The 13,811-nt window shown below is 62.2% G+C and carries 11 protein-coding genes; 5 read left to right on the top strand and 6 right to left on the bottom strand.

Annotated elements, in window-relative coordinates:
* Positions 1-12: 12 nt before the first annotated feature.
* From AC1RT6_RS16750 to AC1RT6_RS16740, 3 genes are all read right to left on the bottom strand, one after another.
* A complete protein-coding gene (locus AC1RT6_RS16750; RefSeq protein ID WP_079446146.1) occupies positions 13-1,854 on the bottom strand; it encodes a flagellar hook-basal body complex protein in 1,842 nt (613 codons plus the stop codon).
* A gap of 314 nt (positions 1,855-2,168) precedes the next feature.
* Positions 2,169-2,684, bottom strand: a complete 516-nt coding sequence (msrB, locus tag AC1RT6_RS16745) for a peptide-methionine (R)-S-oxide reductase MsrB (protein WP_079446192.1) — start codon at positions 2,682-2,684, stop codon at positions 2,169-2,171.
* 136 nt (positions 2,685-2,820) lie between these two features.
* On the bottom strand, positions 2,821-4,254 hold the full coding sequence (locus AC1RT6_RS16740) for an NAD(P)/FAD-dependent oxidoreductase (RefSeq protein ID WP_087881118.1): 1,434 nt from the start codon (positions 4,252-4,254) through the stop codon (positions 2,821-2,823).
* Positions 4,255-4,362: 108 nt separating this feature from the next.
* Here AC1RT6_RS16740 and AC1RT6_RS16735 point away from each other — a divergent pair, with 108 nt between their 5' ends.
* Positions 4,363-4,896, top strand: coding sequence for a SixA phosphatase family protein (locus tag AC1RT6_RS16735; protein WP_079446145.1), 534 nt, complete (start codon positions 4,363-4,365; stop codon positions 4,894-4,896).
* A 137-nt stretch (positions 4,897-5,033) separates the two neighbouring features.
* Positions 5,034-5,462: a universal stress protein gene (locus tag AC1RT6_RS16730; RefSeq protein ID WP_079446144.1), complete on the top strand. Its 429-nt coding sequence runs from the start codon at positions 5,034-5,036 to the stop codon at positions 5,460-5,462.
* A 27-nt stretch (positions 5,463-5,489) separates the two neighbouring features.
* Here AC1RT6_RS16730 and AC1RT6_RS16725 read toward each other — a convergent pair whose 3' ends face one another.
* Positions 5,490-6,080, bottom strand: coding sequence for a hypothetical protein (locus tag AC1RT6_RS16725; RefSeq protein WP_079446190.1), 591 nt, complete (start codon positions 6,078-6,080; stop codon positions 5,490-5,492).
* Positions 6,081-6,247: 167 nt separating this feature from the next.
* Between AC1RT6_RS16725 and AC1RT6_RS16720 the strand changes: the two genes are divergently transcribed.
* From AC1RT6_RS16720 to AC1RT6_RS16710, 3 genes are all read left to right on the top strand, one after another.
* Entirely contained in the window at positions 6,248-6,682 is a 435-nt protein-coding gene (locus AC1RT6_RS16720; protein WP_079446143.1) for a hypothetical protein, read from the top strand.
* 688 nt (positions 6,683-7,370) lie between these two features.
* On the top strand, positions 7,371-8,498 hold the full coding sequence (locus AC1RT6_RS16715) for a lysylphosphatidylglycerol synthase transmembrane domain-containing protein (protein ID WP_139372851.1): 1,128 nt from the start codon (positions 7,371-7,373) through the stop codon (positions 8,496-8,498).
* Between the two features lie 57 nt (positions 8,499-8,555).
* Entirely contained in the window at positions 8,556-10,619 is a 2,064-nt protein-coding gene (locus AC1RT6_RS16710; protein WP_079446142.1) for an SGNH/GDSL hydrolase family protein, read from the top strand.
* Here the strand turns inward: AC1RT6_RS16710 and AC1RT6_RS16705 are convergent, their stop codons facing one another.
* A complete protein-coding gene (locus AC1RT6_RS16705) occupies positions 10,620-13,157 on the bottom strand; it encodes an HWE histidine kinase domain-containing protein (protein WP_472789330.1) in 2,538 nt (845 codons plus the stop codon).
* Positions 13,154-13,744 (bottom strand): biliverdin-producing heme oxygenase, encoded by a 591-nt coding sequence (locus AC1RT6_RS16700; protein WP_079446140.1) that lies wholly within the window; start codon positions 13,742-13,744, stop codon positions 13,154-13,156. Before AC1RT6_RS16700 ends, AC1RT6_RS16705 begins: the two co-directional genes overlap by 4 nt.
* Positions 13,745-13,811: the final 67 nt, after the last annotated feature.

Genomic DNA, 13,811 nt, shown 5'->3' with positions numbered 1-13,811 from the left:
TGGGATCATGCTCTATCGCAGCACGTTCAGAAGATCCTGAACCATGCTGTTCGCGGTGGTGATGACTTTCGTATTCGCCGAATAAGCCTGCTGGGTCACGATCAGCTTGGTGAACTCATCGGCGATATCGGTGTTGGAGCCTTCGAGCGACGAGCCGCTGATGTGCCCTGCCGCACCCGCGATTGCAGGCCCCGACTCGTCTGTCACCGCATAGGCCCCGCCGTCGAGCGCCTTGAGGTAGTTGGTGCCGTTGAAGTGCGACAGCGACACCTGCGCGAGAGACAGGTTCTGCCCATTCGAGAAGGTGCCGACCACAACGCCGTCATTGTTGACGGCAACCGACTGTAGCTGTCCGGCGGCGTAGCCGTTCTGGTTGATCGCATTGATGGTGGCGTTGCCGCCGCTGCTGGCGTACTGGGTCAGACCGCCGGAGCCGATATTCAGCGTGAGATTGCCGAGCGACTGGGACCCGACACTGACGCTGGGAATGGTGACGGACGACCCGACCGGGCTCGAAAGCTGGCCGTTGGTGCCGAAGGTGAAATTGGTGCCGACGTTGATCCACGCCGCTTGCGTGCCGGTGGCGTTCGGATTGGCCTGATAGAACAGGTTCCAGGTATCGGAATGCCCGGCGCCGAGCGAAGCGCTGTCGGTCTTGGCCCAGCGCAATTGCAGGTTCACCGCCGTCCCGGTCGCATCATAGGCCGTGACCGCGCCGCCGCTGATCGATTGCTGCTGGAAGATTGTCTGGTCGTTAGCGATCACCACGCCAGCCCCGGGCGTGCCGCCGCCCCCGCGCGCTACGTTGGTTGTCGCGCCGAAGCCCATTGCCGTCCAGCCCGCGGCTGCGCTCGTCACCGAGAGGTCCTGCGCGGTGCCAGTATGCAGGGTGATTGCGCCGGTGCCGGCATTGATCGTCGGAGCCTGGCCGGTGATCGCGCCGATCTTGCTCAGCAGATCACCGACGGTGTCGTCGATGCGGACATGGGTCGCATCCTGCGCGCCCGGCGGCAACGCGGTGCTGGCGTCGGTGAAGGTGATCGTGGTGCCGTTCACGGTGATGGTGTCACCGACCGCGAATCCGCCCGGCAACGAGTCGCTCGGCGCCGTGCCCGACAAAAGCGTCGCGCTGGAGATCGCGACCGCAGGCGTCTGCTGATTGGTCGCCGGCGACCCAGTTATGGTGTTGTCGGTATAGGGCGGGGCCGGTGTGCCGACCACAAGGGGATTGAAATTGGTCGTGAAGTCGGACGGGTTCAATCCGCCGGCCGCCGTAATGCTCCCGACCGGCGCGGTCGCGCTCGACAGCGTTCTCGGCACCGCCGGAAGATTGGCGGCGTATTGCACCGTCGTCGTGGCTTGCGCAGGAACGAAGCTATTCTGGAATTTCAGCACCTGCGGCACATTGCCGAGCGGGTTGCCGGTCCTGGGATCGACCGTCACGCCCATCAGATAGTAGCCAGCGCTATTGACCAGATGGCCGTAAGCATCGACCTGAAAATCGCCGCGCCGCGTGTAGTAAGTCACGCCGGAAAACTGCGGCTGGTTGTCGACCCGTCCCGTCGGCGCCTGGACGTTGAAGAAGCCATCGCCGTTTATCGCCATGTAAGTGCCAACCGTCGAGGCGGACACCGTTCCCTGACTGCTGATGGTTGGCGTCGCATAGGCGGTTACGCCGCCGGCAACCTGGCGATTGGGGGTGGTCGAATCCGGGATCAGGTCAACGAAGGCGGTGGTGATACCCTTATAGCCTGTGGTCTGGGAGTTTGCGATGTTGCCGGAGATATTCTGAAGTGCAAAGGACTGTGCCTGCAAACCGCCGACCGAAGTATTCAGTGCGTCGAAAATACCCATGCGTCGTCTCCAACTCGATCCAGGCGGCGGCCCAAAACGCGGGTCAAAATTCGCCGCGGCCGGCAAACGACATCGCAAGCTCCATGCCACCGGAAGAGACAAATTATTTCAGCAAGTTAGCATAGAGCTCCGGCTTCAAAGCCCGGGGCATTCTTGCCTTGCTCGGCAACTCTTGCCGGGAAGCGCCTCGCGGTGGCGAGCGATCGGGACTACTTTTTGCGAGGGGTCCGGTTCGCTGTCTTCGGAAGATATGAAGGAGTGCCGGGCCGAGCCCGGCCATCACGATCTCCATCCGGGGATGAAGCAAACGAACTTTACGTCGCCGATGGCGAAGCAGGATGGAAGACGAGCGCCAACCCGTCCATGCAGTATCGCAGGCCCGTGGGTTTCGGCCCGTCGTCGAAGACATGGCCGAGATGGCCCCCGCAGCGACGGCAATGCACTTCGGTCCTCGCCATGCCAAGCGTTGTGTCGGTAGATTTTCCGACCGCGTTGTCGAGCGGCTTCCAGAAGCTCGGCCAGCCGGTACCGCTTTCGAATTTCGTCTCGGACGAATAAAGCGGCAGGCCACAACCGGCACAGGCGAATGTGCCCTTGCGATGCTCCTTGAGCAAGGGACTGGAGAAAGGCGGCTCGGTGCCGTGCTCACGCAGGATGTGATACTGCTGCGGCGTAAGTTGCGCCCGCCATTCGGCATCGGTCTTTTCGATCTCGAACTTTCGCGAGACCTTCGTCCCCGTCGCCCAAGCGGATTCTCTCCCTGCCCAGCGGAAGCCGAACAGACCCGCAAGACCGGCGGCGGATGCGAGCAGGATGCGGCGATCAATCATGGTTGTCTCCGTGCAAGCGAGAACCGATTCACCTTGCATCTCATACGGGACGACCTGGGCAAAGTTACACGGACGTGTCGGGAATGTTCTCACGTTCTTGCGAGGTGGTTTCCGGAAGCGTTTTGGCTTCCTCCCATTAGCGGGGCGAGGTTGAAGAGCCGCCCGCTCCTGTTTCCCCGGAATCATTTGGCGCCAGCGCATGATGAGCCGCGGATCGCCGCGGACGCGATCCCGTCTGGCGATTGGCCGCATTCAGCCGCGCCTGCCGCGCCCGCTCGCGATAGCGCGCCAGCGTGCCGGCGGCGGCGGATCGCGCTTGCATGGCCATGCTGATCGCATAGCCTGCCGCGCGTCCGGTCATTCCGCCCGCCCATACGAGTTCGAACGGCGCAAACAACCGCCAGCGGTCATCTCCTTCCAGCATGCCGCGGGCGATCAGTTGCCCGGCCATCGCCGAGGTATTCAGCCCCTGCCGGCCGAAGCCGCTCGCAACCCACAGTCCAGGCCGTAATTGGCCGACCTGCGGCATACCGTGCACGGTCTGACCGACCGCACCACAGAAAGCCTTCGCGATCTCGACAGTACCGAGTTGCGGGAAGGTGGTACGGATGCGCTTGCAGATCCCCCCGGCATGGCGCTCCGGCCGCGCCTCCCAGGTCGTTTCCGGGCTCGCCCACATCAGCCTGTCGCCATCAACGATCCGAAAATGATCGATCCCGTCAGTGTCGATGACAGAGCCCTGAAACCTCATCACCTCGGCGAGCCGCTCGCCCAACGGCGAAGTGACGGCGGCATACCGCCAGACCGGCACCAGAGTATCGGACAATCGCCGCAACGCTTCGCCAAGATGGACATTGCCCGCAAGCACGACGTTGGAAGCCCGCAGCCGCGCCCGCGGCGTCGTAATGCGTTTCCGAATCCCGGACGAATCGATGCTAACCACCGGCGTCCCTTCGAAGATGCGAGCACCGGCCTTACGCGCGAGCTCCGCGAGGCCGTGAACATATTTGCGACCGTCGATCTGGAACGCTCGCGGATAATGCACCGCGTGAAAATACCGGTCGGTGCGTAAGGTGTCGCGGACGCGGTCGATCTGCCATCCCTCTGCCTCGGTCGCAAAATCCTCGCTTAGCATTTGCAGTTGGCTGATGAGCCGCTCGCCGGCATCGACATTGGAAACCTCGAGCGCGCCTTCCGTGAGTCCTAGTCCCGGAATGACATCTTCAGCGGCATGGGCGCGAACATAATCAGCGCCCTGCTGAGACAGCGACCAGAGTTCGTAGGCATCATCGAAACCGACGCGCGCGATCAGATCGGAAAGCGGAAGTCCGTAGCCAGGCATCGCCGTGCCGAGATGATGGCCGGACGCACTCCAGCCGACATGGCGGCCCTCGAGCACGACGACGCTTGCGCCTGTCCGTGCCGCCTCCAGCGCCACAGTGAGGCCGGCCAGGCCGCCGCCGACGACGCAGATTTCAACGTCGAGATCGAAAGTCAGTTGCTCGCGCCGCTGCGCCGCAGACTCCGCGTCACCGGGACCATCGGCCGCAACTATGTTATCCGAAATCATGACGTTTCCTACCACTACCCCTGTGACCTTGTCCCGTGCAAGGTTGTAGACTAAGCCGGCCCTACCCCGCGTTCCGGGTCATGCTTAACCTCGAATCGAGCCAGCGTCATGCGCCGCCTTTTGCTGCTTCGACACGCGAAAACCGAACGCGACTCGCCCAGTGGAAGCGATCGGGACCGCCCGCTTGCCGCGCGCGGCCGCAACGACGCCGCCGAAATCGGCGCGTGGCTTCTCACAGAGCGATCACTGCTGCCGGATCTCGCGTTGATCTCGACCGCTGTGCGGGCACGCGAGACCTGGGACATCGTTCGGCAAAAGTTTTCGGATCAAATGGCTCCGGGACTTGTCGAGCACCTGCCGGAGCTATACGGCGCCGAGCCGGCGCAACTCCTGACAATTATTCGTTCCGCCGGCCCGGATCCTGAGCGCCTCATGATCGTCGGGCACAATCCCGGCATGCACGACCTCGCGCTTCGTCTGATCGGCGGCGGTGACGCAGCCGGACGTGCGGCGCTGGCCGACAACCTGCCGACGTCGGGTCTTGCCGTCATCGACTTCGCCGTCGATCGCTGGGACAGCATCACATTCGGTGGCGGACAACTCGTCCGGTACGTCAGCCCGAAACTGCTGAAGGAAGCCTGACAGTTCGGCCTTTCATCCGACTCCGCATCGCTTTCATGATATGCTTGTATGGCACGCAGCATGGCAAGCTGCCCTTGAGTCAGCCCCTTAGGAAGACAGGATTCGACGCGGGGACTGGGCATGATGGAGGACACCCGATGTTCAAATCCATTCTCGTGCCGATCGATCTTACCAACACCGATCTCGCCAAGCCCGCGGTTGCAACCGCGGTGTTGTTGTCGCAAACCTCGAACGGAACCATCAGGCTACTGAACGTGCTGCACATGACGCCGGTGATGCTCACCGAATACGTGCCGGCGGATTTCGACATGCTGCAGCGTCAGTCGTCCCAGGAGGCGCTGGCAATCGTCGCACGCGAGGTGGGCATCGAACCGTCGCGCATTTCCAGCGTGGTGCGGCAGGGCAACAGCGTCTATCATGAGATTCTTGAGGAATCCCAGGCCGTCGACGCCGACCTGATCGTGATGGCTTCGCATCGGCCGGCGATGAAGACCTACTTTCTTGGCTCCAATGCCGGCTATGTGGTGCGTTATGCCAGTTGCTCGGTGTTGGTCGTGCGACATTGAGCGTCGAGAGCGAGGAGCAGCGTCAGTTTACGGCAGCAACTCCCGCGGCAACGCATTGAATGTGTAGGCACGCGGTCTGTTGCGGTGCATGAAACGGCCGATCTGCCAGCCAAAAAGCGCAGACAGACCGACGATGAACAGGGCGCCGGCCCATTCGCCTGTGACCATCGCCCGCACCAGCAGGGCTGCCATCGCTACGGACAGCAGCGTCAACACGCCCGCGCCCGCAAAATAAAGCACCGGGTTCAGGCCGCCAACGAGCATGGTGCGCGCGCCATGCGCTGCAAGCCGTCGGTGCAGTTCGACGATGAACGTGCTGTAGTCCTTGTCCTGCGCATCCATCAGCGCCAAAGTCCGCCAGGTGGTGGACATCACGATGATGCATCCGCCGTTCCGATGGCTGATCTCGGTGCGGAATCGGTGCGACTGCATCGACATCGGCCGGTAGGACATGCGCAAGGCAGCGACGTCCGCATAGCGCCATCTTCCCGTCCGGCGGCCAACGCGCCACGATATCCCGTCATCCTCCAGCGCGAACCGATGCGCTGAGCCGATCAGCGAGGCTCTATAAGCGTATCCAACGCCAGGCGGCGGTATCTCTGGTGGCGGCGACACAATCAGTACCCTTCGCACAGCGGTGCGTTCTCTTGCTCGACGTGCAGTTTTTATCCTAGAGTCTTTCACCGCTTCACGGAAACAGCGAAAGACTTAAGCTTTTTGATTTGAGGCGTTTTCTTCACGCGAACCGGATTTCACTTCGCTCGAAAACGCTATAGAAAACCCTCATGGCTGAAACCGCTTATTTTCCGCGCCACTTGATCGTCGGCGGGGCAATGGTGTCCGGCATATTGCTCGCTCTCGCCGTGCACATGCTGGGCGCTCAGATTGGTCTCGACCTCGGTGGGCTCTGGCGTTCCGATGCCAAGGAGTTCATGCCTGCGGGTGCCGCGATCGCATGGTGGCTGGTCGCAACGGCCAGCTTCTCCGGCAGCTATTTTGTCGCGACGCTGATGCATAGCGCAGCGTCCAACCGCATTCAGCAGCGGCTCCGGCAGTTCCTGATCGTAGTCGCCGTACTGTTTCTGGCGGGCGCGGGACAGGCCGCCTCGGCGCCCAGCACCGCGCCGACCGTCTCAAGTTTCATAACTGGCCTTGCCGTGCTCGGCCTTGGCGCGGCGATGGCCTTCTGCGGCGCTTACTTCACGCTGCGCAAGACCTGACTCTCAAAACGTCTATTTGCATGGCACTTCCGAGTCGCTAAGTCCCGGCACAAGCTCATCGTGTGCTGGCATTCCGTCCTGGCTGTCCTGAGCAGGAAGGGGTGATCGATCCGGATTCGATTCGCACCGGCTCGCCAGTGCACTGCGAAGCGGCCATGCACAAGTTCAGCACCAGCTTCACAAATTGTTTCCCTCGCGTAATAAGCGATGTCATACATCCGACGCATAAGGAGCTGTCGGGGCTTTGATGATGTCGTCTGCAAGAACTTCCTAACCGGCGATGGAACACGGGGCGTCTTATGCCTATATGCATCGTCAACTCACTTTCGCCGCTGCGGACGCGCGCAGCGGGGATGTGTCCTGACTTTTTTCAACCGGTGAAGGCGCCGCCGCGTTCAGGCCTGATAGCGACCGTCAAACGCCCCGTTTTGTCTTATGAGTTTTTCGCGTATGAGAGACGGAACAGCCGCTTGCCTTCCTCTCCGCAATCGGCTCGAAACGTATCGTGACCTGGTGTGGTGGTCAGAATTTGGCGTCATGGTCCCGACGAGGCCGTCGAGCGGCGTCTTCTGAAATCAAGCCACACCGGAATAGTGAGATTACTAGTGTCCCTTGATTTCGAAATTCGCATTGGACGTTTCCACAAGGCCATAAGACCTTCGGAATCGGGGCGCTAGCGGGAGGACGAATGCAACGGCTGCTGACCGCGCTGCAGCGCGGCTTCAAGGAATGGATCGGCTGGAAACGGCTTGGTGTCGTTGCGAGCTTCGTCATCATCGCTTTCGCGATCACGACTCTTATCCACACCCTTAAGGGCGTCGACTCCGGTGTTATCCTGGTCGCGCTGACGGAAAAGTCGCCCTCCGAGATCGCCTTGGCCGCGCTTTGCGTCGTCGGGGCGTTCTGCACCCTGACCTTTTATGATTTCTTCGCGGTGCGGACGATCGGCAAGGATCACATCCCCTATCGCGTCGCGGCGCTCGCAGCCTTCACGAGCTACACCATCGGCCACAACGTCGGCGCGACGGTGTTTACCGGCGGCGCGATCCGGTTTCGGATCTATTCGGACTATGGGCTGAACGCCATCGACGTCGCAAAGATCTGTTTTATCTCCGGGCTGACGTTCTGGCTCGGCAACCTGTTCGTGCTCGGCATCGGCATGGCCTGGCATCCCTGGGCGGCGAGCGCGATGGACCTGCTGCCGCCGTCAGTCAACCGCCTGATCGCATTCGGCTGCCTCGGCGGCATCGCAATCTATCTCGCCTGGATCATCACCGGTCGCAACCGCCGCGAACTCGGGCAGAACGGCTGGAAGGTCGTGCTGCCGTCCGCGCCGCTGACCTTCGTGCAGATCCTGATCGGAGTCGTCGATCTCGGATTTTGTGCATTGGCAATGTATCTGTTGATGCCCACGCATCCGGACATTGATTTCGTGTCGGTGGCGGTCGTTTTCATTCTGGCCACCCTGCTCGGCTTCGCCAGTCATGCGCCGGGAAGCCTCGGCGTGTTCGACGCGGCAATGTTGGTGGCGCTGCCGCAGTTCGGCAAGGAGCAGTTGCTGGCGACGCTGCTGGTATTCCGGATTCTTTATTTCATGATCCCGTTCGCCATTGCCATCACCATCATGGGCACCCGCGAACTCTGGCTCAACGTGGTGCAGCCTTGGCAGCACCGCCGCAGGATCAACGGCAACGGCAACAGCGACGTTGTCGGTGACAACGGCGCTAACGACGACCACGGTAAGGGCAACAGTGATGGCCCGCCGGATGAGGCGGCATCGCCACGGGCGGCCAAGTCGCCGGTCGTGCAGGACTGAGCCGGCGACTTCCTCTCCGCTCTTATTTCCGCCAAAACTGTCACGTCAAAACCATTCATGCTTCGCGCCCACGCCTCGTTCCTGGTCGGTATTGCCCTCACATTTCTTGGCAGCCTTGCTCTTAGCAGCCTTGCCGCGCAGCAAATCGCCGCGCAGCCGCTTTCCACTGGCATCGCCCCGGCCGACCCCGCTGCTCCAATCCAGGATCAGGCTGCCGGCGGAATGCAGATTTCCTGGGAGGTCCGTAGTCGCTTCCGGCTGTTCCGGGAGGAGCGGGATTTCCAGATCCATGTCGCCGCTGCCGGCAACCAGAGCATTCTCGCTGCTGAGCAGGCGCTGGAACTGCAAAGCGACGGTCGCGGCTGGGCTCGCAACGCCGTGAACCGTCTTTGCATCGATCTCGGGGGGCACATCAGCGAGCCCTGCACGCGCGACAAGATCAAGGAAAGCTATCTGACGCCGACGGAGCATCCGGTCACCGTGCGCCTGACCGGCGCGGTCCCGGTCGGCGCCGTCTGCGCCTGGTCTTTCGATGATGGCGACGGCCCCCGCGCCACGACGCAGGACTGCGCCGAGCCGATCGACTTCCGCGCCCGCTATGGCCGCGCCACCAACGCCACCGTCGATGTCACGAGCGGCAGCGACGCACCGCAGCGCCTGATGACGCAGATCAAGGTGCGCGACATCCTCGTCGCCGGCCTCGGCGACTCCATCGCTTCCGGTGAAGGCAACCCGGATCGCCCTGTTGCGCTGTCGGACGAAGGCTTTTGCTTCCGCTCCTATCTCGGCGGCGCGGCGGACGAATTTTACCGGCCGAGCCGCGCCGGCTACAAGGGCGGCCGAGCCTGCGGCACCTCCGGCTCGCTACAGACCTGGCAACAATACGGCGCGCTGTGGATGAACGCGGCCTGCCATCGCTCGCTTTACAGCTACCAGGCCCGCACCGCACTCGCACTCGCGGTGCGCTATACGCACGTCGCGGTGACCTATCTGCCGCTGGCCTGCACCGGCGCCAGCATTCCCGACGGGATGCTGGGTTCGCAGCGTGCGCGCGAATGCCTGACCTCGAAGTCGTCGGCCAAGTGCCAGGGCACCGTCAACGGCCAGATCGCCCAACTACGCGAAGCGCTCGCGGCTGCGAGGCACCGCCAGCCCGACCGCAGGCTCGATCTCGTGCTGATGACCATTGGCGCCAACGACATCAATTTCTCCGGCCTCGTGTCCGACGTCATCGTGGATGCGGCAACCGAACGCGCGCTGTTCAGGCGCGGCGGCCTGATCGGATCGGTCGACGATTCACGATCGAGCCTTGTGCGCGACCTGCCGCAATCCTTCGTCCAGCTGCGCGCAGCATTGAAGCCACTGTTGGATAACGACCTGTCGCGGGCGGTGTTCGTCTCCTATGCCAACCCGGCGCTGACGAACGGCGGCGCGCCCTGCACCGGCGGCAAAGCGGGCTTCGACGTGCACCCGTCATTCAATGCCGATCCCGGGCGGCTCGCCGCGGTCACCGGCTACGTTCAAAATGAATTCCTGCCGCGGCTGAAAGCCCTCGCCTTGTGCCAGTCCGGCGTGATCTGCCGCGATCCCGCCGGCGACCGCATGACCTTCGTCGAGGCGCATCAGGCGGCTTTCGCCGATCACGGGTTTTGCGCGCGCGCCGGCAGCGATCCCGAATTCGACCGCGAATGTTTCTCGCCCCAAGGCAACAGCTTCGTCAGCAACATCGTGGAGGCGCCGCAGCAGCCTCTCGCCTGCGGCCGTGAGGCAAGCGCGTTCCGCGCCTATCTGCCCCGCGCGCGCTGGATCCGCGACGCCAACGACAGCTACTTCACCGCGATGACCTACCCGCAGGCGCAGTCCTCATCAATGCAGCCGTCCGACATCCATGACGCGACATGGGGACTGCTCTCCGCAGTGTATGGCGGCGCGATCCATCCGACCGCCGAGGGTCATGCCGCGATGGCGGACGCCGCGCTGCCGGCGGCCGAGGCGCAACTGCATCTCAACGCCGCCGACGGGAGCAACGTGACAGGCGAACCGCTGCCGCCATTGGCGTTGCCGACGTCGCCGGCACTCACCCCACCAGCGGCAACCCCACCCGCACCGATGCAGCAATAGTCAGCCTGCGCACGCCATGTTTGCAAGCGCGGCTTCGACCACCTCTCGTGTGTAGGGCTTCTGGATCACCGGCACGCTGCCGAGTTCAGCCGGTATTGGCGCGCGCTCGCCGTAACCGGTGGCGAAGATGAATGGCACATTCAATTCCTGCAGCTTCATGCCAACCGGAATACTATTCTCGTTGCCGAGATTGAGATCAAGCAACGCGAAGCTCGGTTTGGTGCGTTCAATTGAGTTCAACGCCTGAGCGACTGAGGCCGCCGTATTCACGTGGCGAGCGCCGAGTTCAAGAAGGATCACCTCGCCGCTCATTGCGATGATGAGATTGTCCTCCACGATCAAAGCCGTGTCGGAGATGCGGGGCGCCTCCTGCTTTTTTGCTTCAATCCGCTCCGACGCGTTCGCCAGAGACGGCACCCACTCGATAAAGTTGGGCGGGATGACAAAGCGAGCCTGAACGCCGAACAAGTCAAAATGGATCTCTGCGTCGCCTTTGAGGTCGAAGGGAATCGAGCGCTCGATGATGGTGGTACCGAAGCCGCGGCGCGATGGAGGCTGGACCGGCGGGCCGCCGCTTTCCTTCCAATTGATCACAAGACCCGACTGATCATCAATATTCCAGATGATTTCGACCCGGCCGACCGAGTCAGCCAGCGCGCCATACTTGGCCGAGTTGGTCATCATCTCGTGGACGACCAGCGCCAGCGCCGCAAACGCCTTGGGATCCAGAGCGACCTCAGGCCCCTTCATCTCGATGCGGTCGGCGCGCGCTCCGAGATAAGCGCCCGCTTCCGACTCCACCAGCGACCGCAATGCGACCGGCGCCCAGTTGAGATTGGTGATCTGGTCGTGAGCGCGCGCCAGCGCCTGGATGCGGCCGCCGAGCACGCCGGCAAATTCCTCGATGCTGACGGCCGTGGTCTTGCTCTGGGCAACCAGCCCGCGCACCAGGCTCAGAATGTTGCGGACGCGATGATTGAGTTCTGCAATCATCAATTCCTGCCGCTCCTGCGCGTTACGGCGCTCCCGCGCTGCGAGATCGGCAAGTTGCAGGATCACCTCGAGCAGCGTGACCCGAAGGCTTTCCGCGATATGAAGATCGGCTGACGTCCAGGGTTTGGACTGGCCGCGCACGACTTCTTGCCAGAGCTCGAAACTTTTGCGCGGTGTTAGCCGGGGCCCGTGCGGTCCCTCCTGATAAGATTTGTTGGGATCGCCCGCCCAATTCACCGACTGCTGGATTTCCCGGCGGAAGAAGAGCAGGCAGTCGCGCGGGGTCCGCGACAGCGGAATGGCGAGAAAGCCCGCGGCCCGGTCGCGAAACGACTCGCCGGCGGCGTAAACTTTGCCTATCTCGGCGGTGGCGAATATCCGTCCCGGCGAGGTGCGATTGATAAATGCTACGAGATCCTTGACCTCGTTCTCCCGCGGTGTCTCACCATCGAGCGTGATCTCTCCCTCCGACCACACGGCGATCCCGTCGCATGCGATCATCTTGCGATACTCGGGCATGAAATCCAGCACCGCGCGCTTGCTATGGGCGTGCGTCGCCGCCGCCTCCATCAACCACTCCTGGATTTGCTGTGCCTTGCTCTCGTAGGCGACGTCCTCTTCGCGGATTTGTCCCTCAAGTATCCACGAAAACATCTGACCGAATAATTCGGAAGCGGTCCGCCGCTCGAAGGAAATGTGCCTCGGCGAATAGTGGTGGCATGCGAACAGCCCCCACAGCTTGCCCTCGCGTAGGATCGAGACCGACATCGAGGCGCCGACGCCCATGTTGCGCAAATATTCGATGTGGATCGGAGAGACCGAACGCAGGACGCTCATCGACAGGTCGAGCGGATTGGTATGCATCGGTAGCGATTGCAACGGCGCGGGCTTTTCATTGATGTCGGCGATGATCCGCAGCCAGTTGCGCTGATAAAGCAGCCGCGCCTGCTTCGGAATGTCCGAAGCCGGGTAGTGCAGGCCGAGGAAGGACTCCAGGCCGGAGGTCGCGGCTTCGGCGATTACCTCGCCGGAGCCGTCGAAATGGAAGCGGTAAACCATGACGCGATCGAAGCCGGTCAGAACCCGAAGCTGCCGCGCCGCCTCCTGTGCAAGCTCTGTGGTGGTGCGCCTCTTGCGGATACGCGCCAGCATCAGGCGAACGAGCTCGCCGGAATTGACGCCCGGTTCAACGATGCTCGGCTCTGCCTCGATCACGAAGTAGACGCCAGAGAAATGAACCGCCAGATCGAATGGCGGCCCATCCGGCATGAGTGGAATGCCGAACATACGCTCGACAGTGTCCGGGCCCGAGAGAAAATCAATCCGCTCGCGGATCGACTTCACCGCCGACTCCAGCAGGATGTCGCCGAGGGGACACTGCAATAATTCACCGGCGGCAATACCGAGGTGCTGCTTCACGCTTTCGGAAGCTATGCTGATGGTGAAATCGGGCAGCAGCGCGAGCAAAAAGCCGAATGGCTGGACGCTGCCAGGAATATGGATCGGCTCGCGATCGCAATTTGTAAGATCGACCTCGATGTTCATAAGCGCGCGAACGCCATGCCGAAGAGATTGAAAGCCATGATCGAGCCGGCGACCGCGCCCGCCTCATCGGCTATACGGCTTTTCCGATTGAGTACCGCAAGAAAAGTCTGCCACAACGACACTGAGCCATGGCCGAGATAGGCTGTTGCATTTACCACCATCGGATCGGACGATGCGCTCACGGTGCGCAACAGATATCTGGCGCCAAGCCGCGAGCCCTCCAGAACGTAAAGCACACCGAGTGTCTCGGCGTGGCTCAAGCGCTTAACCGACGGAAGCGGCAGGACTTGTCCCCCGATCCGCGCGAGATCACTGCGGATCGCTTGAGTACGCGCACGCTCCTGCCAATCCTCGACAACCGCGTTCACATTGGAGTCTTCGAGCGCTGCTTCGAGCGGGATCAAGGCCGCTGCGGTCGCTTCAAGAAAATGCCGATAGCATGCGAGGCTAGTCAAGTTAGAGGCGGCTATCCGCGCGTCCAACGATTGATGCGCTGTAGCCGTCGCTTCACGCAGCCGAACCCGAAGTCCCTGCGAGCGTGAGCCACGAGCTCTACCTCGAGCGATTAATTCCGCGAAAGTATGCATTACCCCAACCCGCTGGAAGCTCGGTACCAACGTAAAACGCTAGATACCGCGCCTGGTTCCACACGAG

The organism is Nitrobacter sp. MLSD-S21 (assembly GCF_058809865.1).
Note: the sequence above shows the minus strand (reverse complement) of the source record. Positions and strands in the feature narration are given on the sequence as shown.

Excerpts from the sequence above, each read along its gene's own strand:
- AC1RT6_RS16750 (WP_079446146.1), bottom strand. The coding sequence starts at position 1,854 with ATGGGTATTTTCGACGCACTGAATACTTCGGTCGGCGGTTTGCAGGCA.
- msrB (WP_079446192.1), bottom strand. The coding sequence starts at position 2,684 with ATGATTGATCGCCGCATCCTGCTCGCATCCGCCGCCGGTCTTGCGGGT.
- AC1RT6_RS16740 (WP_087881118.1), bottom strand. The coding sequence starts at position 4,254 with ATGATTTCGGATAACATAGTTGCGGCCGATGGTCCCGGTGACGCGGAG.
- AC1RT6_RS16735 (WP_079446145.1), top strand. The coding sequence starts at position 4,363 with ATGCGCCGCCTTTTGCTGCTTCGACACGCGAAAACCGAACGCGACTCG.
- AC1RT6_RS16730 (WP_079446144.1), top strand. The coding sequence starts at position 5,034 with ATGTTCAAATCCATTCTCGTGCCGATCGATCTTACCAACACCGATCTC.
- AC1RT6_RS16720 (WP_079446143.1), top strand. The coding sequence starts at position 6,248 with ATGGCTGAAACCGCTTATTTTCCGCGCCACTTGATCGTCGGCGGGGCA.
- AC1RT6_RS16715 (WP_139372851.1), top strand. The coding sequence starts at position 7,371 with ATGCAACGGCTGCTGACCGCGCTGCAGCGCGGCTTCAAGGAATGGATC.
- AC1RT6_RS16710 (WP_079446142.1), top strand. The coding sequence starts at position 8,556 with ATGCTTCGCGCCCACGCCTCGTTCCTGGTCGGTATTGCCCTCACATTT.
- AC1RT6_RS16705 (WP_472789330.1), bottom strand. The coding sequence starts at position 13,157 with ATGAACATCGAGGTCGATCTTACAAATTGCGATCGCGAGCCGATCCAT.
- AC1RT6_RS16700 (WP_079446140.1), bottom strand. The coding sequence starts at position 13,744 with ATGCATACTTTCGCGGAATTAATCGCTCGAGGTAGAGCTCGTGGCTCA.